The sequence below is a fragment of the Pseudomonas sp. NPDC087346 genome (assembly GCF_044744235.1).
GTDB lineage: Bacteria > Pseudomonadota > Gammaproteobacteria > Pseudomonadales > Pseudomonadaceae > Aquipseudomonas.
Genome location: NZ_JBIUXX010000003.1, coordinates 186,838 through 206,988, shown reverse-complemented (window position 1 = coordinate 206,988; position 20,151 = coordinate 186,838). Strand labels below are relative to the sequence as shown.

Annotated in this window: 15 protein-coding genes and 4 pseudogenes; 7 read left to right on the top strand and 12 right to left on the bottom strand. The window is 58.0% G+C overall.

Going from position 1 to position 20,151, the window contains the following annotated elements; genetic code table 11:
* Window positions 1-110 precede the first annotated feature (110 nt).
* From ACIOZM_RS03575 to ACIOZM_RS03550, 6 genes and pseudogenes are all read right to left on the bottom strand, one after another.
* Window positions 111-1,298: a pyridoxal phosphate-dependent aminotransferase gene (locus ACIOZM_RS03575; protein ID WP_401209650.1), complete on the bottom strand. Its 1,188-nt coding sequence runs from the start codon at window positions 1,296-1,298 to the stop codon at window positions 111-113.
* A gap of 41 nt (window positions 1,299-1,339) precedes the next feature.
* Window positions 1,340-2,203, bottom strand: a complete 864-nt coding sequence (locus ACIOZM_RS03570) for a methyl-accepting chemotaxis protein (protein WP_401209708.1) — start codon at window positions 2,201-2,203, stop codon at window positions 1,340-1,342.
* Window positions 2,198-2,965, bottom strand: a pseudogene (locus ACIOZM_RS03565) (MCP four helix bundle domain-containing protein); the annotation flags it as partial. The gene ACIOZM_RS03570 and the pseudogene ACIOZM_RS03565, both read right to left, overlap by 6 nt.
* 283 nt (window positions 2,966-3,248) lie before the next feature.
* Entirely contained in the window at window positions 3,249-4,385 is a 1,137-nt protein-coding gene (locus tag ACIOZM_RS03560) for a glycerate kinase (protein ID WP_401209647.1), read from the bottom strand.
* Between the two features lie 461 nt (window positions 4,386-4,846).
* Window positions 4,847-5,905, bottom strand: a pseudogene (locus ACIOZM_RS03555) (IS110 family transposase).
* Window positions 5,906-6,029: 124 nt separating this feature from the next.
* The gene (locus ACIOZM_RS03550) at window positions 6,030-7,154 is read right to left on the bottom strand and encodes a sugar diacid recognition domain-containing protein (protein ID WP_401209645.1); all 1,125 of its coding nucleotides are present in this window, start codon (window positions 7,152-7,154) and stop codon (window positions 6,030-6,032) included.
* 171 nt (window positions 7,155-7,325) lie between these two features.
* Here ACIOZM_RS03550 and ACIOZM_RS03545 point away from each other — a divergent pair, with 171 nt between their 5' ends.
* From ACIOZM_RS03545 to rarD, 3 genes are all read left to right on the top strand, one after another.
* The gene (locus ACIOZM_RS03545; protein WP_401209642.1) at window positions 7,326-8,636 is read left to right on the top strand and encodes an MFS transporter; all 1,311 of its coding nucleotides are present in this window, start codon (window positions 7,326-7,328) and stop codon (window positions 8,634-8,636) included.
* A 166-nt stretch (window positions 8,637-8,802) separates the two neighbouring features.
* Window positions 8,803-9,816: an aldo/keto reductase gene (locus tag ACIOZM_RS03540; protein WP_401209639.1), complete on the top strand. Its 1,014-nt coding sequence runs from the start codon at window positions 8,803-8,805 to the stop codon at window positions 9,814-9,816.
* Between the two features lie 211 nt (window positions 9,817-10,027).
* Window positions 10,028-10,909, top strand: coding sequence for an EamA family transporter RarD (gene rarD, locus ACIOZM_RS03535; RefSeq protein ID WP_401209636.1), 882 nt, complete (start codon window positions 10,028-10,030; stop codon window positions 10,907-10,909).
* 127 nt (window positions 10,910-11,036) lie between these two features.
* Here rarD and ACIOZM_RS03530 read toward each other — a convergent pair.
* Window positions 11,037-11,264, bottom strand: a pseudogene (locus ACIOZM_RS03530) (4-hydroxyphenylpyruvate dioxygenase); the annotation flags it as partial.
* Here ACIOZM_RS03530 and ACIOZM_RS03525 point away from each other — a divergent pair.
* Window positions 11,260-11,424: pseudogene (locus ACIOZM_RS03525) on the top strand (EamA family transporter RarD); the annotation flags it as partial. The pseudogenes ACIOZM_RS03530 and ACIOZM_RS03525 overlap by 5 nt on opposite strands.
* A 127-nt stretch (window positions 11,425-11,551) precedes the next feature.
* Here ACIOZM_RS03525 and hppD read toward each other — a convergent pair.
* Window positions 11,552-12,628: a 4-hydroxyphenylpyruvate dioxygenase gene (hppD, locus tag ACIOZM_RS03520; protein ID WP_401209633.1), complete on the bottom strand. Its 1,077-nt coding sequence runs from the start codon at window positions 12,626-12,628 to the stop codon at window positions 11,552-11,554.
* 457 nt (window positions 12,629-13,085) lie between these two features.
* Between hppD and ACIOZM_RS03515 the strand changes: the two genes are divergently transcribed.
* Together ACIOZM_RS03515 and ACIOZM_RS03510 are read left to right on the top strand one after the other, a co-directional pair.
* Complete coding sequence (locus ACIOZM_RS03515) at window positions 13,086-14,624, top strand: EAL domain-containing protein (protein ID WP_401209630.1); 1,539 nt, start codon at window positions 13,086-13,088, stop codon at window positions 14,622-14,624.
* 234 nt (window positions 14,625-14,858) lie between these two features.
* Window positions 14,859-15,224, top strand: coding sequence for a histone-like nucleoid-structuring protein, MvaT/MvaU family (locus tag ACIOZM_RS03510; RefSeq protein WP_401209627.1), 366 nt, complete (start codon window positions 14,859-14,861; stop codon window positions 15,222-15,224).
* A gap of 220 nt (window positions 15,225-15,444) precedes the next feature.
* Here the strand turns inward: ACIOZM_RS03510 and ACIOZM_RS03505 are convergent, their stop codons facing one another.
* Entirely contained in the window at window positions 15,445-15,963 is a 519-nt protein-coding gene (locus tag ACIOZM_RS03505; protein WP_401209705.1) for a DUF4946 domain-containing protein, read from the bottom strand.
* Window positions 15,964-16,101: 138 nt separating this feature from the next.
* On the opposite strand from ACIOZM_RS03505, the gene gloA reads away from it, so the two are divergent.
* A complete protein-coding gene (gene gloA, locus ACIOZM_RS03500; protein WP_401209625.1) occupies window positions 16,102-16,623 on the top strand; it encodes a lactoylglutathione lyase in 522 nt (173 codons plus the stop codon).
* A 58-nt stretch (window positions 16,624-16,681) separates the two neighbouring features.
* Here gloA and ahpF read toward each other — a convergent pair whose 3' ends face one another.
* The 3 genes from ahpF to ACIOZM_RS03485 form a co-directional block, all read right to left on the bottom strand.
* Complete coding sequence (gene ahpF, locus ACIOZM_RS03495) at window positions 16,682-18,244, bottom strand: alkyl hydroperoxide reductase subunit F (RefSeq protein WP_401209622.1); 1,563 nt, start codon at window positions 18,242-18,244, stop codon at window positions 16,682-16,684.
* A 127-nt stretch (window positions 18,245-18,371) separates the two neighbouring features.
* The gene (gene ahpC / locus ACIOZM_RS03490; RefSeq protein WP_007958941.1) at window positions 18,372-18,935 is read right to left on the bottom strand and encodes an alkyl hydroperoxide reductase subunit C; all 564 of its coding nucleotides are present in this window, start codon (window positions 18,933-18,935) and stop codon (window positions 18,372-18,374) included.
* A gap of 138 nt (window positions 18,936-19,073) precedes the next feature.
* A complete protein-coding gene (locus ACIOZM_RS03485) occupies window positions 19,074-20,012 on the bottom strand; it encodes a site-specific integrase (protein WP_401209619.1) in 939 nt (312 codons plus the stop codon).
* Between the last annotated feature and the right edge of the window lie 139 nt (window positions 20,013-20,151).

The following is a 20,151-nucleotide window of genomic DNA, read 5'->3' as shown; positions in this document are numbered from 1 at the left end:
CAAGCCAGCTCCCACAGGGTTTTGTGTCGTTCACAAATGTTATGAACACTGAAGAACCTGTGGGAGCTTGGCTTGCCAGCGATGACGCCAGTCCTGACAACACAAAACCCTCAGGCACTACGCGCCTGTAGCAACTGCGCCGCACACAGCGCAATCCGCGCACAGGCATCCGCCAACTTCACCCTATCGACCACCAGCCCAATCCGTATATGCCCCGCCGCACTCGGCCCGAACGCCTCACCGGGCAGCACCGAAACGCCGTAACCTTCCAGCAGCCGCTCGGCAAATGCCTGCGCCCCGAGCCCGGTTTGACGCACATCGACCATCACGAACATCCCGCCATCCGGACAAACCGGCTGCAACCCCGGGCAGCCGCGCAAACGCTCGCAGACCAGATCCCGACGCAAGCGATACTCATCGCGCATCTGCGCCACTTCCGGCAGATCCTTTTCCAGCGCCACTTGCGCGGCTTTTTGCACGAAGTCCGGCAAGCCGAAAAGCATGCTCAACGACAAATTCACCAAGTGTTCGGCCAGGGCTTTGGGACCAATTGACCAACCAACTCGCCACCCGGTCATGGCGTGGGACTTCGACAGGCTATTGATGGTCGCGGTACGTTCGGCCATGCCCGGTAGACTCGCCGGGCTGATGTGCTGGCCTTCGTACAGCAAGTCGCTGTAGACCTCGTCGCTGATCAGCCACAAGTCGTTACGAATGCACAGTGCCGCCAGTTCCTGCCAGATCAGCAGTGAAAGGCTCGCGCCGCTGGGATTGTTCGGACTGTTGAGCAACATCGCGCGAGTCTTCGGCGTGATACGTGCGGCGACATCCAGCGGATCGACCCGAAAGCCGTTTTCGGGACGAACCGGCACCGGCACAACCTTCGCGCCGCAAGCGCCGAACACACCTTCGTAGGTCACATACATCGGCTCGGCGACGATCACCTCGTCGCCCGGATCGAGCAGACATTGCGCCACCGAGTACACCGCGCATTGCGCGCCGGGCAAGACGATGACGTGCTCGGCATCCACCACCTGACCACTGCGCTGCTGATGCCGTGCAGCGATCAGTTTGCGCAGCGCCAACCGGCCGCGCACTTCGGAATAATGTGTATCGCCAGCGAGCAAACTGTCGATGGCCCCGTGAACAATCGGCATCGGCGTATCGAAATCCGGATCGCCCACGGTCAACAGCAATACATCGACCCCCTCGGCAAGTAACGCCAGTGCCCGGTCGTGAATCTGCCAGGCGGCGGCGCCCTCCCCGGCAATGCGTTGGGTCAAGGCTGAATAGCGCATGCACGTCTCCTGATTGCGCGGTCTCCAGCCTTCACCCTATCTCAAATCACAAAACGCGCCACCATGGCATTCAAATCCACCGCCAGACGCGACAGTTCATGGGTCGCGGCGCTGGTCTGGTTGGCCCCTGCGGCAGATTGCGTGGCCAGATCGCGGATGTTGACCAGATTGCGGTCGACTTCACGCGACACCTGCGCCTGCTCTTCCGAAGCGCTGGCGATCACCATGTTGCGTTCGTTGATCTGATGGATCGACTGGGTGATCTGCTCCAGCGCAATGCCGGCGGCGCGGGCCATTTCCAGCGTGGAGTGTGTGCGCTGGTTGCTTTGCTGCATCGAATTCACGGCTTCGCCAGTGCCGTTCTGAATCCCGGCGACCATTTTTTCGATTTCCTGGGTCGATTGCGCGGTGCGATGGGCGAGCGCCCGCACTTCGTCCGCCACCACGGCAAACCCGCGACCGGCTTCACCGGCTCGTGCCGCTTCGATGGCAGCGTTGAGCGCCAGCAGGTTGGTCTGTTCGGCGATGGCGCGGATCACGTCGAGCACTTTGCCGATGTCACGGCCCTGCGCGGCGAGGCCTTCAATCATCTGCGAGGTGTTTTGCACGTCGTGGGTCATGGTCTGGATCGCATCGACGGTTTTCACCACCTGATCGCGGCCTTCACGGGCAGCCTGGGTCGACTGGTTCGAGGCTTCGGAAGTCGAGACCGCGTTGCGTGCCACTTCTTCGACTGCGGCGGTCATCTCGTTGACGGCGGTGGCCGCTTGTTCGATTTCATTATTCTGTTGTTGCAGGCCACGAGAGGCTTCTTCGGTGACCGCGCTGAGCTCTTCGGCAGCGGCGCCCAGTTGCGTGGCGGAACCAGCGATCTGCTCGATGGTTTTGCGCAGGTTGGTCTGCATCGCCGACAGCGCTTCAAGCAGGCGTGCCGGCTCGTCCTTGCCGTCGATTTCAATGGTTTTGGTCAGGTTGCCGGCGGCGATGGTTTGCGCGGCGGCCACTGCACGGTTCAACGGAGTGACGATGCTGCGGGTCAGCAACCAGGCCAGTAACACGGTGGCCAGCGCGGCAACAATGGCCACGCCGACGATGCCGGTGATGGCGCTGTCGTAGTGGTCGCCGGCCTGATTGGAGGCGGTTTTCGCATCGGCTGCGTTAATCGCGATCAGTTTGTTCAGTTGCTCGCCCATCTGATCGGTGCCGTCCTTGATCCGCGTGTTGATCAGGTTGCGCATGTCCTCGATCTTGTCCTGGCGCGACAGGTCCATCATCTGACTTTGTGCTTGCAGGTAGTTGTCGAGGGTCGCCGCAAAGGCGTGGTACTGCGAGAGTTCTTCGCCACCGGCAGGCAACGCTGCATAACTGGCCTGAGCGCTGCGAACCTTGTCCACCAAATCGTTGATGCGAGCCTGCGCATCCTGCAACGCCGCCGGCTCACGGTTGACCAGCACCCGGAACGATAAAATGCGCAGGCGCAGGACGTTTTCCGTCACTTTGCCGAGATAACCAACGCTGGGCAGTTGATTGGTCTCCATATCGATCGAGGCCTGGCGGATGATCGACATTCGGTCGACGGCAAACACGCCGAGCAGGATCACCAGCAAGGCGATAAAGGCAAAACCGAGGAAGGCACGCGGCGCGATATTCAGGTTACGCAAGGACATAGAGGGACTCTCGATAGTGGAGACTGCGAGCGTCCTTGCCGTAATCACTGGCCCCTTGGCGGGTTCAGCCCGGCGTCACTGTTCGAAGGGAGTCGTCGTGCGCCTGATCTCTATATCGGCCAGGCTTTAGGAAGGTTTCGTGTAAAGAGAAAATATTTTTCAAGGTGTTACAGAGATGAAACAACCATCGCCGTTGTAGGAGCTGCGGCACGCTGCGATCTTTTGATCTTGCTCTTAAAAAACAACATCAAAAGATCGCAGCGTGCCGCAGTTCCTACAGGGGTTAGTGTTTGGCCAGTTGCCAGACGCGGGCGATATCGGTTGCGCGCTCACGCAACAATCGCGGCGCCTCGGCGCACGCCTGTTCCAGGGTCATCGGGCCGCTGGTGACGGCGAACGCCGCATCGATGCCGTGCCCGTAGAGCTCCTGATATCCCTCGCCCAAGGTCCCGGCGATGACGATCACCGGCACGCCGTGCTGTTTGGCGATCCGCGCAACACCGAACGGGGTTTTGCCGCGCAAGGTCTGCGCGTCGAAACGGCCTTCACCGGTAATCACCAGATCCGCGCCTTGCACTGCTTCGGCGAGCCCTACCAATTCGGCGACCACTTCCACTCCGGCCTGAAACCTTGCGCCGAGAAACGCCTTGGCGGCGAAACCCAAGCCACCCGCCGCGCCACTGCCCGGTTCATCGCGCACGTCTTTGCCCAAGGCTGGCGCGCACAGATCAGCGAAGTGCCCGAGCGCCTGATCCAGTTGCTGCACTTGCGCCGGTGAGGCGCCTTTCTGCGGGCCGAAAATCGCCGACGCACCATGGGGACCGCACAGCGGATTATTCACGTCAGCAGCGATGTCGAAACGCACCTCGGCCAGACGCGGATCGAGCTCACTCAAATCAAGCCGCGCCAATTGCGCCAAGGCCAATCCGCCCGGCACCAGTGTCTGACCTTGTGCATCCAGCAGTTTCACCCCGAGCGCTTGCATCGCACCGGCACCGCCATCGTTGGTGGCGCTGCCTCCGATGGCCAGGATTACTCGTTCTGCGCCAGCGTCGAGCGCCGCGCGAATCAGCTCGCCAGTGCCAAAGGTGCTGCTGATGCAGGCATCGCGCTGCCCCGGTGGCACCAGTTGCAAACCGCTGGCCTCGGCCATTTCGATGATTGCAGTGTGGTTGTGCGGCAACCAGCCCCACGCCGCTTCAACCGGCGCACCCAAGGGGCCGCGCACACGGGTGCGGCGCAGCTCGCCTTCACATGCGGCGAGAATCGACTCGACCGTGCCTTCGCCGCCGTCAGCCATCGGGCATTTGACCAATGTTGCCTGCGGCCATACCTGCGCCAGGCCCAATGCAATGGCTTCGGCCACGCCTTGGGCACTCAGGCTGTCCTTGAACGAATCGGGGGCGATGACGATCTTCATGCGAATTCTCCAGTTCCAATGCTCCTCATGCTGCCAGTCGGCATGCGCATTGACGCCTGTCCGCTGCACAAGCGGCGCAGGCGTTTATTGTTCATTTCTACAAAAGCCCCGAGCCGATATGCAAAACCCGTAGGAGCTGCGGCACGCTGCGATCTTTTGATGTTGTTTTTAAGCGCAAGATCAAAAGATCGCAGCCTTCGGCAGCTCCTATGTATGGACTCGCCTCCACTGTCTACCCGCTTTTAAACACTGCTACCCGGCTGCATCTATGTATAAGGCCTATTCGAGGAAGCCGGCTTCGGCTTCTGGCCAACATTGGTTGAGCTCGCGATGTGCCAATTACAATCAGGCCTCAAGGGCCAGTAGGAGCTAAGGCATCAATCCGCGTCGGTCTTACCTGGGGTCAATGTTTGCTAGCAGAGGTAGGGCGCGGTTCGCGCCCGGTGGCAGAACTCGGTCGATCAATGGCTCATCGCAGTTTCCTGGCCGTCAGCCGGGCGGCGGCGATAAGTTTGGTCATTCTGTAGCAGTTTCCACATGATGCGCAGGTTGCGGTTGGCCACTCTAACGGCCGCCTCCTTGCGTCCCAGACGGCTCAACCACGCTAGCATACGACGGTCATCCGGCTGCTCAGAGTTGGGTTTCAACTGCCTCAACACTGAATGCGCACCTTGGATCATCAGGCTGCGCAGGTAGCCATCACCTCGCTTGCTCATCTTGCCGAGGCGCACTTTTTCTCCGCTGCTGTGCTGATCAGGCACCATGCCGAAGTAAGCCGCAAACTGGCGTGCGTCGGCGAAGCGCTCAGGCTCGGTCTGCTTGGCAAGCATCGCAGTGGCGATAATCGGGCCAACACCGCGTATCGTCATTAGCCGTTTCGCGGTCTTGTCCGCATTGGCGGCTGCCTCCAAACGGCCAGTCAACACGTTGACCCGCTCGCCCAGATACCGCCACTCGCCCAGAAGTTCGTCGATCAGCTCGCGCAACATATCGGGTAGTGGCAGCGCAGCGTCTTCAAGCACCCGCGGGATCTTCTGGTTGATAGCCGCATCGCCCTGCGCCAAGGCAACCCCGTGTTCCAACAACAGACCTCGCATCTGGTTACTCATTGCTGTACGCCGGCGTACATAACCCTGTCGAGCTCTGTGCAGTGCCTGCATGGCCAGCGCCGCCGCACTTTTGATCGGGACGGCTGCAATGTTGCTATCGCGGCCTGCACGTAATATCGCAAGCGCATCGTTGCGATCGTTTTTCGCGCCGCTGCTGTGATCCGCCACAAGCTTGGCGGGAAGGATGCGTGCCAGATTGCCCTAGTTTTGCAACTGCCGAGCCCACGCTTGCGCACCCGGTCCGGTCTCGATCAAGACAACAACATCGGGCGCCAGCTTGCTCAGGAACGCACTGAATGCTTCACGAGACTTGATCCGCTTCTCGTAACAAAGCTGGCCGAGGGCATTTTCCCCAGCGACCTGAAAAACCTGCTTGGCAAGATCAATTGCCACGGTCTTGCAGGCCGACAAATCGGCTGGAGACAGAGACTGATCTATCGTCGTATTCTTTTTCATGGACTCGCCCTCGCTGCCGTTGGCTGTTTAGACTGCCACCGTGGCGCATTGACGCCTCGGCGTGGGCGAGTCCATGCAATTACAGGGGATTTGCGTCAGTCTGAGGGAGTAGTTGCACGCCCAGGTACAGGGCGAGCATGCCGTCCAGACGCAACGGATCAACACCGCTTAGCTCGGCAATCCGCTCCATGCGATAGCGCAAGCTGTTGCGGTGAATGCCCAGCGCATCCGCACAGGCCTGGCTTTGCCCGTCGTGATCACACCAACTGCGCAAGGTCGCCAGTAATTGGCCGTTGCCGTCCTTGGCTATGACTTTACGCAACGGCTTGAGCAGTTCGTCGAGCGCATCGTCATTGCGATGTCGCCAGAGCATCACCGGCAACCGATAGCGATTGAGCGTCAGCAACCTTGAACGCGGCAGCACTTCCCGGCCATACGCGAGCAGATCACCGACTCGCCGATAACAGCGGCGCAATCCGCTCAGCCCATCAGCCTGCCCACCGACGGCGATACGCAGAATGTTCCAGCCGAGGCCATCGAGCTTTTCCAGCAAGCGATCATGCTCGACGTTCTGGCTCGCCGGACGACACCACAACAGCGACGACTTCGCCGAACTCACGCACCAACTGTCCGGATAGCGCGAAGTCAGCCACGCGCTCAAGGCCTCGACGGTTTGCCCCGGGCCATGCTCCAGACCTAGTTCGAACAGATATGGCACCCGGGTCAATTGCGGCTTGAGCCCCAATTGCTGAGCTTCATCGACCAGTCGCGGCGAGTCCCCCGCTTCGCTCAGCAGCAACGCCAGCAGATCATCGCAGCGCTGACGGCGCCATTGCTGCTCGGCCTGTTGATTGCGCTGGCCGACCAGCATTTCAGCGGTCATGCGCACCAGTTCGGCGTAAGTGCGCAGTTGCTCCGGCTCGCCGGTGATGCCGAGTACGCCAATCAAACGCTGATCGAGCAACAGCGGCAAGTTGATCCCCGGCTGCACGCCTTTGAGATGCACCGCTGTCTGCGCGTCGATTTCCACCACGCGCCCATTGGCCAGTACCAGTTGCGCGCCTTCGTGGCGGGTGTTGATGCGCTCCGGCTCACCACTGCCGAGGATCAGCCCCTGGCTGTCCATGACGTTGACGTTGTACGGCAAAATGGCCATCGCCCGGTCGACGATGTCTTGTGCCAGATCGTGATCGAGTTCGAACATAACGACTAGAATCCTTGAAAACAGGCGCGGACGGTTGTTCACCCGCACAGGGCTTGGCGACAAACCCTGTGCTCAGGCACAAAGACAATCCGGCCAAAGGTGACCGAGACTCTCAGGGCGATCAACGTTACCCTTTGCATCGCAAAAAATCATAATAAAGAGAGAGCCGCCATGTCACAGAGCGCCGCTGCCACCCAGGCCATCGCTGACGACAAAAATGCCGTCTACAAACGCATTACCCTGCGTTTGATCCCCTTCATCTTCATCTGCTACCTGTTCAACTACCTCGACCGGGTAAACGTTGGATTTGCCAAACTGCAGATGCTCGACGCGCTGAAATTCAGTGAAACCGTATACGGCCTCGGTGCCGGGATCTTCTTCATTGGCTACGTGCTGTGCGGCGTACCGAGCAACCTTGCCCTGACCAAATTTGGCCCGCGACGCTGGATCGCGGTGATGATGATCACCTGGGGCACGCTGTCGACCTGCCTGCTGTTCGTCACCACACCGACCGAGTTCTACACGCTGCGCCTGTTTACCGGTGCGGCTGAAGCCGGGTTCTTCCCGGGCGTTGTGTTGTATCTCTCGCAGTGGTTCCCGACCTTCCGCCGGGGTCGGATCATGGCGCTGTTCATGTCCGCAATCCCGGTGTCCGGTTTGCTCGGCAGCCCGTTCTCAGGCTGGATTCTCAATCACTTCGCTGCTGGCCAGGGCGGTTTGGCCGGTTGGCAGTGGATGTTCCTGCTGCAAGGCATCCCGACGGTAATTCTCGGCGCCCTCGCCTACTTCCTGCTGAGCGACAGCTTCGCCAACGCCAAGTGGCTGACGCCGCACGAGCGTGCGGTGCTCGAAGCGGATCAGGCCGAAGACCTCGCGAACAAGCCGAAAACCACCTCCGATTCGCTGCTGGCGGTGTTCAAGAACCCGGCGATCTGGGCGTTTGGCCTGATCTACTTCTGCATCCAGAGTGGCGTTTACGCGATCAACTTCTGGCTGCCGTCGATCATCAAGAACCTCGGTTTCAGCGACAACCTGGTGATTGGCTGGTTGAGCGCGATTCCGTACCTGCTGGCGGCGGTGTTCATGCTGGTGGTCGGTCGCTCGGCTGACTTGCGCAAAGAACGTCGCTGGCACTTGGTGGTGCCGATGCTGATGGGCGCTATCGGTCTGGTGATTGCGGTCAATTTCGCCGCCAACCCGGCGATTGCCATCCTTGGTCTGACCATCGCCACGATGGGTGCGCTGACGGGTCTGCCGATGTTCTGGCCGGTGCCGACGGCGATGCTCAGTGCGGGCGCTGCTGCCGGTGGTCTGGCGTTGATCAACTCGATGGGGCAAATGGCGGGTTTCCTTAGCCCGTACCTGGTGGGTTGGGTCAAGGACACCACCGGTTCGACCGATGCCGCGCTGTATCTGCTGGCGGGTGTGATTGTCGGCGGTAGCCTGTTGGCGTTGCGGATGACGCGTACGTTGCGGGCCTAATTCAGCAAGATCAAAAGATCGCAGCCTTCGGCAGTTCCCACACTGGATTGATGTACATCCTGTTGGAGCTGCCGGGGGCTGCGATCTTTTTGCTTTAATTCACTTTGCCCCATGCAGCGCTTCTGGTATTTGATGGAAGCTTTCCCATCGGCAAAAGGAGTTCGACATGAGCTATCGCACACTGGGTCATTCGGGGTTGCAGGTGTCTACCCTGACCCTCGGGACGATGATGTTCGGCGAGCATACCAGTACCGAAGATTCGCTGCGCATCATCGACAAGGCCTGGGATCAGGGCGTCAATTTCATCGACACCGCTGACGTCTACACCAACGGTCGCTCCGAAGAGATCGTCGGCGAAGCGATTGCCGGCAATCGCCATGAGTGGGTGCTGGCGACCAAAGTCGGCTTCGGCCCGGCGGATGGTGTGCCGAACCGCAGCGGCTTGAGCCGCAAGCACATCTTCAATGCCCTCGATGCCAGCCTCACTCGCCTTGGCACCGACTATCTCGACATTTATTACCTGCATCGCGAGGACCACAACACACCGTTGGAAGTGACGGTGTCGGCCATCGGCGATCTGATTCGTCAGGGCAAGATTCGCTATTGGGGTCTGTCGAACTATCGCGGCTGGCGGATTGCCGAGGTGATTCGCATCGCTGACAAACTGGGCATTGATCGCCCGGTCATCAGTCAGCCGCTGTACAACATCGTCAACCGCCAGGCCGAGACCGAGCAAATCAGCGCCGCCCAGACTTATGGCCTCGGCGTTGTTCCATACAGTCCGCTGGCCCGTGGCGTGCTCAGCGGCAAATATGCGCCGGATGTCACACCGGACGCCAACAGCCGCGCCGGGCGACAGGACAAGCGCATTCTGGAAACCGAATGGCGGGTGGAATCCCTGCGCATTGCTCAGCAGATCCAGCAATACACCCAAGGGCGCGGAGTCGGCATGGTCGAGTTTGCGATTGCCTGGGTGCTGAACAACAGCGCGGTGACGTCGGCGATTGTCGGGCCGCGTACTGAAGAACAGTGGGATGCGTATACCAAGGCGCAGGCCGTAAAAATCACCGCCGAAGATGAGGCATTCATTGATTCACTGGTGACGCCGGGACATGCGTCGACACCGGGATTTAATGATGTGAGCCATTTTGTGTCTGGCCGTAAACCTATTCAGGCCTGACACATACCCCTGTAGGAGCTGCGGCACGCTGCGATCTTTTGATTTTGTTTTTTAGAAGCAAGATCAAAAGATCGCAGCGTGCCGCAGCTCCTACAATGGAGTTGGGTCAGTGCTTTGGCAGATGTTGTAAATATTGAGCATCCGGCCAATATTCAGCACAAAAACCACGTATCCTTCGCGCCCCGTTTTACCACCACTCCGCGAGGACAGTTTGTCTAAAGGTATCGCTCTATCGGTTTCAGCCTCGGTGCTGTTTGCCGTCATGTATTACTACACCTCGCTGCTCACTCCTTTGAGCGGTGTGGAAATCTTCGGCTGGCGGATGCTCCTGACCGTGCCCTGCATGACCGTGTTCATGCTGGTGTCCGGTGAATGGCGGCGAGTGCTGGAGTTGCTGCGTCTGGTGGCGGGTTACCCCAAGCTGATCGGCGGTCTGCTCGTCTCGGCAGCGTTGCTGGGCGTGCAGCTTTGGCTGTTCATGTGGGCGCCGCTCAACGGCTACAGCCTTGATGTGTCGCTGGGGTATTTTCTGTTGCCCCTGGCGATGGTGCTGACCGGGCGTATCGCCTATGGCGACAGCTTGTCGTATCTGCAAAAGATCGCGGTGTTCTTCGCCACGCTTGGCGTGTTGAACGAGCTGTATCAGGTCGGCGGTTTTTCCTGGGCGACGATTGTAGTCGTGGTCGGTTACCCGCTGTATTTCGTGCTGCGCAAACGCTTGAAGACCGACCACCTCGGCGGATTGTGGGTCGATATGACCCTGATGCTGCCGGTCGCGTACTGGTTTGTGCAGGGTGGCGAGCAAGGTTTTGGCGTGTTCGATCAGTATCCGGGGTTGATGTGGCTGATTCCGCTGCTGGGTCTGATCAGCGCGTCGGCATTGGTGGTGTACATCATTGCCAGCCGTTTGCTGCCGTTCAGTCTGTTTGGCTTGTTGAGCTATGTTGAGCCGGTGTTGTTGCTCGGTGTCGCGCTGTTGCTCGGTGAGAGCATCAAGTCGGGGGAATGGCTGACTTACATTCCGATCTGGCTAGCGGTTGTGGTGCTGGTGTTCGAAGGCTTCAAGCACCTGATGCGCCAGCGCAGATTTTAAGCCCGATGCAAAACAACTGTGGGAGCTAGCCTGCTAGCGATTGCGATCTGTCAGTCAACATCAATGTTGAATCTGAAGACGCTATCGCTAGCAGGCTAGCTCCCACAAGTTTCATCGGAGTAGCAGATTACTCGGCAGTCAGTACGCCACGACGCACCTGGTCACGCTCGATCGATTCGAACAGTGCCTTGAAGTTACCCTCGCCGAAGCCATCATCGCCTTTACGCTGGATGAATTCGAAGAACACCGGCCCCATCAGGGTTTCCGAGAAGATCTGCAGCAGCAGACGCTTGTCGCCCGACTCGGACGAACCGTCCAGCAAGATACCGCGCGATTGCAGTTGATCGACTGGCTTGTTGAGTTATGTTGAGCCGGTGTTGCTGCTCGGTGTCGCGCTGTTGCTCGGTGAGAGCATCAAGTCGGGAGAATGGCTGACTTACATTCCAATCTGGCTGGCGGTTGTGGTGCTGGTGTTCGAAGGCTTCAAGCACCTGATGCGCCAGCGCAGATTTTAAGCCCGATGCAAAACAACTGTGGGAGCTAGCCTGCTAGCGATTGCGATCTGTCAGTCAACATCAATGTTGAATCTGAAGACGCTATCGCTAGCAGGCTAGCTCCCACAAGTTTCATCGGAGTAGCAGATTAGTCGGCAGTCAGTACACCACGACGTACCTGGTCACGCTCGATCGACTCGAACAGTGCCTTGAAGTTGCCCTCGCCGAAGCCATCATCGCCCTTGCGCTGGATGAATTCGAAGAACACCGGCCCCATCAGGGTTTCCGAGAAGATCTGCAGCAGCAGACGCTTGTCGCCCGACTCGGACGAACCGTCCAGCAAGATACCGCGCGATTGCAGTTGATCGACTGGCTCGCCGTGGTTTGGCAGGCGACCTTCAAGCATTTCGTAATAGGTTTCCGGCGGTGCAGTCATGAAGCGCATGCCGATTTTCTTCAGGCGATCCCAGGTGTCAATCAGGTTATCGCTGAGGAACGCCACGTGCTGGATGCCTTCACCGTTGAACTGCATCAGGAACTCTTCGATCTGCCCCGCACCCTTCGACGACTCTTCGTTGAGCGGGATACGGATCATGCCGTCCGGCGCAGTCATGGCTTTCGAGGTCAGGCCGGTGTATTCGCCCTTGATGTCGAAGTAGCGGATTTCACGGAAGTTGAACAGCTTCTCGTAGAAGTTCGCCCAGTAAGCCATGCGGCCGCGATATACGTTGTGGGTCAGGTGGTCGATGATCTTCAGGCCGGCACCGACTGGATTGCGATCAACACCTTCGATAAACACGAAGTCGATGTCGTAGATCGAGCTGCCTTCACCGAAACGGTCGATCAGGTACAGCGGCGCGCCGCCAATGCCTTTGATCGCCGGCAGGTTCAGTTCCATCGGGCCGGTTTCGATGTGGATCGGCTGAGCGCCGAGTTCCAGTGCGCGGCTGTAGGCCTTTTGCGAATCCTTGACGCGGAACGCCATGCCGCACACCGACGGGCCGTGTTCGGCCGCAAAGTACGAGGCAACGCTGTTCGGTTCGTTGTTGAGGATCAGATTGATCGCGCCCTGACGATACAGGTGCACGTTCTTGGAGCGGTGGGTTGCGACCTTGGTGAAGCCCATGATCTCGAAGATCGGCTCCAGCGCGCCAGGCGTCGGCGATGCGAACTCGATGAACTCAAAGCCCATCAGGCCCATTGGGTTTTCGTATAAATCTGTCATGGTGACGCCTCATCATTCTTATCAATTAACCAGGGTTATTTGTCAGTAATGCTGAGGTCGGCGGGAGGCGCGCAGGAGATGCCGCGCACACTGCGGGCGAGGAAGTCACCGTAGATCAGTTGAAACCCGAATATCTTCATTGTCGACCCAAGGCTCTTGCGGGCGAGGCTTCTGCTGCCAGAAGACGATTATTATTGTATGCGTAAACCGATTCTACACAGCGTAATAGTGGTTGTCTGCCCTCTCTATAAAATCCGCTTTTCTGGCGTACGCGCAAGGGGTTTGTTGCACAGGTAGCCGCCCTTGCATTTATTGATCCGCGCTACGAATCCACCGGAGTTGAGCGGCGCAAGCGACACCGGCCATCTATCATCCCCTTTGATTGATCTACCTTGAGTTGGCGCGCCCTCGCCCGGCCTGCATTCGAGAACCTCATTTTTCGTAACAGGATGCGCCCATGCCCCTGACTGTAAGACCCCGCCGCAATCGCAGCATCCGAATATTGGTAACGCTGATCTGCGGCCTGCTTCCCTTTTTACTGGGCACCGCGATCCTCTATATGCAAGCCGAGCGCTCTTTGCAGCAAAGCAGTCAGAACACTGCCGACGAAGCCTTGCGCCAATTCGAGTTGATGCTCGACAACACCGCCCAGGCAGCCCACGAGCTGCTGCCACTGGCAGGCCAACCCTGCAACGACGTCAAGCTGGCCTTGCGCGAGCAGGTCACGCGGCGCCCTTTCGTGCGCTCGACCAATCTGGTCTGGGACAACAACCTCTATTGCAGTTCGTTGTTCGGTGATTATCAGGAAGCGGTCAACCCGGGCGATTACGCGCAGGGCAAGTTATGGCTGATGAATGGCAACCCGGTGACACCCAACACCGCGCTGCTGGTGTTTCGGCTGAGCGAAGGCCGGGGCGGCGCGCTGACGACGCTCGACGGCTATCACCTGAGTAACATTCTGCGTCTGATCGGCCGGCAAACGCTTTTATTGCTGCAGGTCGGCGATACCTGGTTATCTGCGGATGGCAAAGTACATGAAGGCCCTCCGCCAGAGCTGCCAGTGGCGCAAAGCATGCTGAATTCTTCACGCTATGCCTTCAGTGTGTCCGCTGGCTACCCCGAGGGCGAAACCTGGCGTTACATGCTCGTTGAATATCCGCCGCTGTTCAGCCTGCTGATGTTTTTTGGTGTGGTGTCAGGCGCAATCGGCCATATGGTGCAAAAGCGCTCTACTTCGCCGAGCCATGAAATGCTGAGGGCGCTGGAGGCTGGCGAGTTTATTCCGTACTTTCAGCCGGTGGTACACGGCGACAGCAAGTTGTGGTCGGGCGCCGAAGTTCTGATGCGCTGGAACCATCCCAAGGAGGGCCTGGTACGCCCGGATCTGTTCATTCCGTTCGCCGAGCATTCCGGCCTGATCGTACCGATGACCCGAGCCTTGATGAGACAGACTGCCGCCCTGCTCGGGCCGATCTCCTCGACTCTGCCCGCGCCATTTCACGTAGGTATCAACATCACGGCAAACCATTGCCAGGATCTGGAGTTGGTTGAGGACTGCCGCGAGTTCCTTGCAGCCTTTGTCCCCGGCAGCATTGATCTGGTACTGGAGCTGACCGAGCGCGAGCTGATCGAGCCGACCGACGTTACCCGGCAACTGTTCGATCAGTTGCATGCGCTTGGCGTAAGAATCGCCATCGATGACTTTGGCACCGGTCACTCCAGCCTCGCCTATCTGCGCAAGTTCAATGTCGACTTCCTGAAGATTGATCAGAGTTTCGTCGCCATGATCGGTCTCGACGCGTTATCGCGGCATATTCTGGACAGCATCATTGAACTGTCGGCCAAGCTTGATCTGGGGATTGTCGCCGAGGGCGTGGAAACCCAGGCGCAGTCCGATTATTTGACTGCCCATCATCACGTCAACTTCCTGCAAGGCTACCTGTTCGGCAAACCAATGCCGGCAGCGGATTTCATTAACGCATTAAATCACCATTAACTAAGCGATCTCTAGACAGGTGCGCCGCCCAGGCGCACCAATTTGATACAAAAGTGTGCCTCCGTTACATGAAGAAAAACTCAGGATTTACTCTTGCGTCATTAACTACTACAATTTTTCATGCCTGACGCTAGATTCGCAGGTGAGCCATTATCACCGAGTCGCTTCAAGGCTCTTGGCTTATAGCTTTGTTTGCGGTTGGTATCAGCCAAACACACTATTGGAGTAAAGATATTGTCCAGACTCGCTGAATTTCGTGCAGCTGAAAAAGCCCTTCAGGAACAGCTCAAGCAGCTGGAATCGCTGAAGAACGATGCCGGGCTCAAGAAAGAAATCGAATTCGAAGAAAAGCTTCAAGGGTTGATGAAACACTACGGCAAAGGCCTGAAAGACATCATCGCCATTCTCGATCCGAACCCGGCCAAATCCGCCCTGCAGACATCCGCAGCGCCTAAAACCCGTCGTGCTCGTGTGGTCAAGGTTTACCACAACCCGCACACCGGCGAATTGATTGAAACCAAGGGTGGCAATCATCGCGGGCTGAAAGCCTGGAAGGAACAATACGGTGCAGCCACCGTTGATTCCTGGTTGCGCGGTTAATCTTCCGCCTGTAAGCAAAGCCCTGCCATTGCAGGGCTTTTTTATGGCTGACATTTAACAAATGTAACGAATTTCGCCGAGAAAGTTAGGATTTGTCTGTAACGTCGCTGAGCCAAAGCGCTAAACATTGTGCGCCACGATGTTGCAAGCCATGCTGAATTTAAACTTTGTGCTTAATCCGTTCGCGTATCTAACACTCGCAGCGGCACAGAACAGATGATTAAAGTTTCAGACTGTTTCTCACCGCCACTATTTCGCCTTCGCTGGCCTTATAAACCTCTGCCTGGCCCGCGTAAGAAAGTACGTATGCCTTATCGGCGTCAACGGCTGCAACCAATGTTTGCGACAACACATGCCGGCCGTTTTCAGTGATCGTGCAAGTGGTTTCCAGCGCCGACAAGGAACCCAGCGTCGCCTGATGCACTCGGTTACAGACACTCTGATAACCGCCCTGGAAAAAGTCCTTCTGGATCGACTTGCGCATTTCCAGCAAGACACCCTGCAAGTTGACTTGATGGCCACTTTCCACCTGAGTCATCGTCAACTCCATCACCATGACTTGATTGCCATCGGCGTCGTTTTTCACTGCGCGCTGCCGGGAAACCTGAGGCGTCGCAGCGGGCACTGTCTCGACTTCCCACCCGGTGGGCCAGGTAATGCTCGGCTCATCCGCCAATAGCGGACCAGCAATCAGGGACAAGCTGACAAAAACCAACAGCCATTTGAACGGTCGGATCATTACCGGAAGCACTCGCAGATTGATCCGCAAAGTCTGAGGCCCGACCGCGCTCAGGGCAAGCCGCGTATTCGGTTTGGCGATGCCGACAGGCATGCGTATCATTGCGTCCATTCACTCGCCCATTGTTACGGAGGGCCTATGAGCCTGCACGAACTGAACACTTTCCCTGGCATTACCGCCGCCCCGGACAGCGCAACCCGCAATTTCGTCTTCAACCACACCATGCTGCGTGTGAAGGACATCACCAAGTCGCTGGATTTCTACACCCGCGTTCTGGGTTTCTCGCTGGTTGAAAAGCGCGACTTCGCGGAAGCCGAGTTCAGCCTGTATTTCCTGGCTCTGGTCGACAAGGCGCAGATCCCGGCCGACGCCGCTGCGCGCACCGAATGGATGAAGTCGATTCCCGGCATTCTGGAACTGACCCACAACCACGGCACTGAAAACGACGCCGACTTCGCTTACCACAACGGCAATACCGATCCGCGTGGTTTTGGCCATATCTGCATCTCGGTACCGGATATCGTTGCCGCGTGTGCACGTTTCGAAGAACTGGGCTGCGACTTCCAGAAGCGCCTGAGCGATGGCCGCATGAAGAGCCTGGCGTTTATCAAAGACCCGGATAACTATTGGGTTGAGATTATTCAGCCAACACCGCTGTAACTGGCGGCACAAAAAAACCCATGATCACTCATGGGTTTTTTCGTTTCAGGCCTGACGTTTACGCCGGGGCCGATGTGCGGATCAGGTGATCGAATGCACTCAGCGAAGCCTTGGCGCCCTCGCCCACCGCAATTACGATCTGTTTGTACGGCACGGTGGTCACGTCACCTGCGGCGAAGATGCCAGGGATCGACGTTTCACCACGGTTATCGACAATGATCTCGCCACGCGGTGAAAGCTCGATGGTGCCTTTGAGCCAATCGGTGTTAGGCAGCAGACCGATCTGCACGAAGACCCCTTCCAGCTCGACAGTACGCAGTTCGTCAGTGTTGCGATCCTTGTAACGCAGACCGTTGACCTTCTGCCCGTCGCCAGTCACTTCAGTGGTTTGCGCACTGGTGATCACGGTGACGTTCGGCAAGCTGTGCAATTTGCGCTGCAATACCGCATCGGCACGCAGTTGAACGTCAAACTCCAGCAAGGTCACGTGAGCCACGATACCCGCCAGGTCGATGGCCGCTTCGACGCCGGAGTTACCGCCGCCAATCACCGCCACGCGCTTGCCCTTGAACAGCGGACCATCGCAGTGCGGGCAGTACGCCACGCCTTTGTTACGGTAATCCTGTTCGCCCGGCACGTTCATTTCACGCCACCGCGCACCGGTCGCCAGAATCACGCTTCTAGCCTTCAAGGTCGCGCCGCTGGCGAAACGGACTTCATGCAGTTCGCCGTTTTTGCCCGGAATCAGCTTGTCGGCACGTTGCAGGTTCATGATGTCCACGTCGTATTGCTTGACGTGCTCTTCCAGCGCAGTGGCCAGTTTCGGGCCTTCGGTTTCCTGTACGGAAATGAAGTTCTCGATGGCCATGGTGTCCAGCACTTGTCCGCCGAAACGCTCCGCCGCAACGCCAGTACGAATGCCTTTACGGGCAGCGTAAATCGCTGCGGAAGCACCGGCCGGACCGCCGCCGACGACCAATACGTCGAAAGCCGCTTTGGCGCTGATTTTCTCGGCCTGACGCTCGATGGCGCCAGTGTCGAGTTTGGCGAGGATTTCTTCCAGGCCCATACGGCCCTGACCGAAATTTTCACCGTTCAAGTAGATGCTCGGCACGGCCATGATCTTGCGATCGTTGACTTCGTCCTGGAACAGCGCACCGTCGATGGCGACGTGGCGGATGTTCGGGTTCAACACGGCCATCAGGTTCAGCGCCTGAACCACGTCCGGGCAGTTCTGGCAGGACAGCGAGAAGTACGTCTCAAATGTGAATTCGCCTTTGAGCGAGCGAATCTGCTCGATCACTTCAGCACTGGCTTTCGAAGGGTGGCCGCCGACTTGCAGCAGGGCCAGCACCAGCGAGGTGAATTCGTGGCCCATCGGGATACCGGCGAAACGCAGACTGATGTCAGCGCCCGGGCGGTTGATCGAGAACGATGGCTTGCGTGCATCGTCACCGCTGTCGATCAAGGTAATTTGGCTCGAAAGACTGGCAACGTCTTTCAGCAGTTCAAGCATTTCACGGGATTTCGCACCGTCGTCGAGAGAAGCAACGATCTCGATCGGCTGGGTGACCCGTTCCAGGTACGATTTCAACTGGGCTTTAAGATTGGCGTCCAACATACGGGCGATTTCCTTTGTTTATTTGAGGCGAAAAAAAGCCCGAGCGAATCTCGCCCGGGCTTTTCTTGAGGGCGGTGCAGCTTACTGAGTAGGTGCGGAGTTCCGCCCTGAGTAGCGTGTCACAGACTTAGATCTTGCCGACCAGGTCCAGGGACGGAGCCAGAGTGGCCTCGCCTTCTTTCCACTTGGCTGGGCAAACTTCGCCCGGGTGAGCAGCAACATACTGAGCGGCCTTGATCTTGCGCAGCAGCTCGGAAGCGTCACGGCCAACGCCGCCATCGTTCAGTTCAACGATTTTGATCTGGCCTTCAGGGTTGATCACGAAGGTGCCACGGTCAGCCAGACCAGCTTCTTCGATCAGGACGTCGAAGTTGCGGGAGATCACCTGAGTCGGGTCGCCGATCATGGTGTACTGGATTTTGCCGATGGCTGGCGAAGTGTTGTGCCAGGCAGCGTGAGCAAAGTGGGTGTCGGTGGAAACGCTGTAGATCTCTACGCCGAGCTTCTGGAAAGCAGCGTAGTTGTCAGCCAGGTCTTCCAGCTCGGTTGGGCAAACGAAGGTGAAGTCGGCTGGGTAGAAGAACACTACCGACCACTTGCCTTTCAGGTCAGCGTCCGATACTTGAACGAAGTCGCCGTTTTTGAACGCGGTAGCTTTGAACGGTTTTACTTGACTGTTGATGATAGGCATCGATGACTCTCCGTCAGGGGTTATGAAGTTGATGGGGTGAATCCTACCCACTCACTCGACGGATGGCTCATTGGCAAACCTGATGCTGCTGATTTGTTTTCGCTATTAGCTGACTGTATTAATAGAAGAAAACGATATCTAGGGCGAAGCCGGTTTATCCGTAATCCGAGCCATCCCTTGAAAGGGGCTGGCTTCAACATAGCGCATTGCCGACTTCATATCCTTCCAGCCGACGTAACTCATCAGCGACTTCAGATCCCAACCGCTTTGATGGGCCCAGGTTGCGAAGCCGCGACGCAGGGAATGACTGGTGTAGCGTCCGGCAGCGATCCCGGCGCGCTCCAGAGCCTGGCGCAATAAAGGAATCACGCTGTTGGCGTGCAGCTCCTCTTCGCTCAGATTGCCCCAGCGGTCGATACCGCGAAACACCGGACCGCGTACCAGCGCAGCTTCGGTGATCCATTCGATATAGGCCTGCACCGGGCACAAGCGCAGGAGCGCCGGGGTTTGATAAGTCTGCCCGAGGTTTTCCCGGTCGCCCTTGCTACGCGGCAAATACAGAGTGATCCCCCCGCCCGCGTGCGCCTGCACATGCTCGATCTGTAGACGGCACAACTCGTCACTGCGAAAGCCACGCCAGAAACCGAGCAGGATCAGCGCCCGGTCGCGATATGCCCGGAGCAACGACGGCCGATCCTGTTGCTGTTTGGCCGTAAGGGCTTCCTGCTCGAGCCAATCGACCACGCGCTCCAGATCCTGCAATTGCAGCGGCTCGGCCTGTTTTTCCTGTGCTGGATGCAGCGCACGAATGCCCTTGAACGCCTTGCGCACCACCGGTGCCTTGGTCGGATCGGCAAAGCCCTGGCTGTTATGCCACTGCGCCAGCGCCGACAAGCGCAGTTTCAGCGTGTTGATCGACAGCACACCCGCGTGCGCTACCAGATAGCGCGCAACGCTGTCAGCCGTCGCCGGCAGAAATCCTCCCCAGGTCACTTCGAAGTGCTCGACCGCCGCACGATAGCTGCGGCGGGTGTTGTCACGGGTGGCGGCTTGCAGATAGCGATCCAGATCGCTCATGGGCAGATTTCTCGCAGCTGTACTGATTACTGGGTTGGAAAGCGCATTTTGGCGCATGACATTGGGTAATACCAGTATATCCCGCACTATATAAATCATTAATTTAAACTTGTTTTCAGCATGGTACACTGCGTACTTT

What these genes read in the sequence shown, in the direction of transcription:
- ACIOZM_RS03485 (WP_401209619.1), bottom strand. Translation starts at nt 20,012, where the DNA reads ATGAGCGATCTGGATCGCTATCTGCAAGCCGCCACCCGTGACAACACC.
- ahpC (WP_007958941.1), bottom strand. Translation starts at nt 18,935, where the DNA reads ATGCCTATCATCAACAGTCAAGTAAAACCGTTCAAAGCTACCGCGTTC.
- hppD (WP_401209633.1), bottom strand. Translation starts at nt 12,628, where the DNA reads ATGACAGATTTATACGAAAACCCAATGGGCCTGATGGGCTTTGAGTTC.
- ACIOZM_RS03570 (WP_401209708.1), bottom strand. Translation starts at nt 2,203, where the DNA reads ATGCAGACCAACCTGCGCAAAACCATCGAGCAGATCGCTGGTTCCGCC.
- ahpF (WP_401209622.1), bottom strand. Translation starts at nt 18,244, where the DNA reads ATGTTGGACGCCAATCTTAAAGCCCAGTTGAAATCGTACCTGGAACGG.
- ACIOZM_RS03550 (WP_401209645.1), bottom strand. Translation starts at nt 7,154, where the DNA reads ATGTTCGAACTCGATCACGATCTGGCACAAGACATCGTCGACCGGGCG.
- ACIOZM_RS03575 (WP_401209650.1), bottom strand. Translation starts at nt 1,298, where the DNA reads ATGCGCTATTCAGCCTTGACCCAACGCATTGCCGGGGAGGGCGCCGCC.
- ACIOZM_RS03540 (WP_401209639.1), top strand. Translation starts at nt 8,803, where the DNA reads ATGAGCTATCGCACACTGGGTCATTCGGGGTTGCAGGTGTCTACCCTG.
- ACIOZM_RS03560 (WP_401209647.1), bottom strand. Translation starts at nt 4,385, where the DNA reads ATGAAGATCGTCATCGCCCCCGATTCGTTCAAGGACAGCCTGAGTGCC.
- gloA (WP_401209625.1), top strand. Translation starts at nt 16,102, where the DNA reads ATGAGCCTGCACGAACTGAACACTTTCCCTGGCATTACCGCCGCCCCG.
- ACIOZM_RS03505 (WP_401209705.1), bottom strand. Translation starts at nt 15,963, where the DNA reads ATGATCCGACCGTTCAAATGGCTGTTGGTTTTTGTCAGCTTGTCCCTG.
- ACIOZM_RS03545 (WP_401209642.1), top strand. Translation starts at nt 7,326, where the DNA reads ATGTCACAGAGCGCCGCTGCCACCCAGGCCATCGCTGACGACAAAAAT.
- ACIOZM_RS03515 (WP_401209630.1), top strand. Translation starts at nt 13,086, where the DNA reads ATGCCCCTGACTGTAAGACCCCGCCGCAATCGCAGCATCCGAATATTG.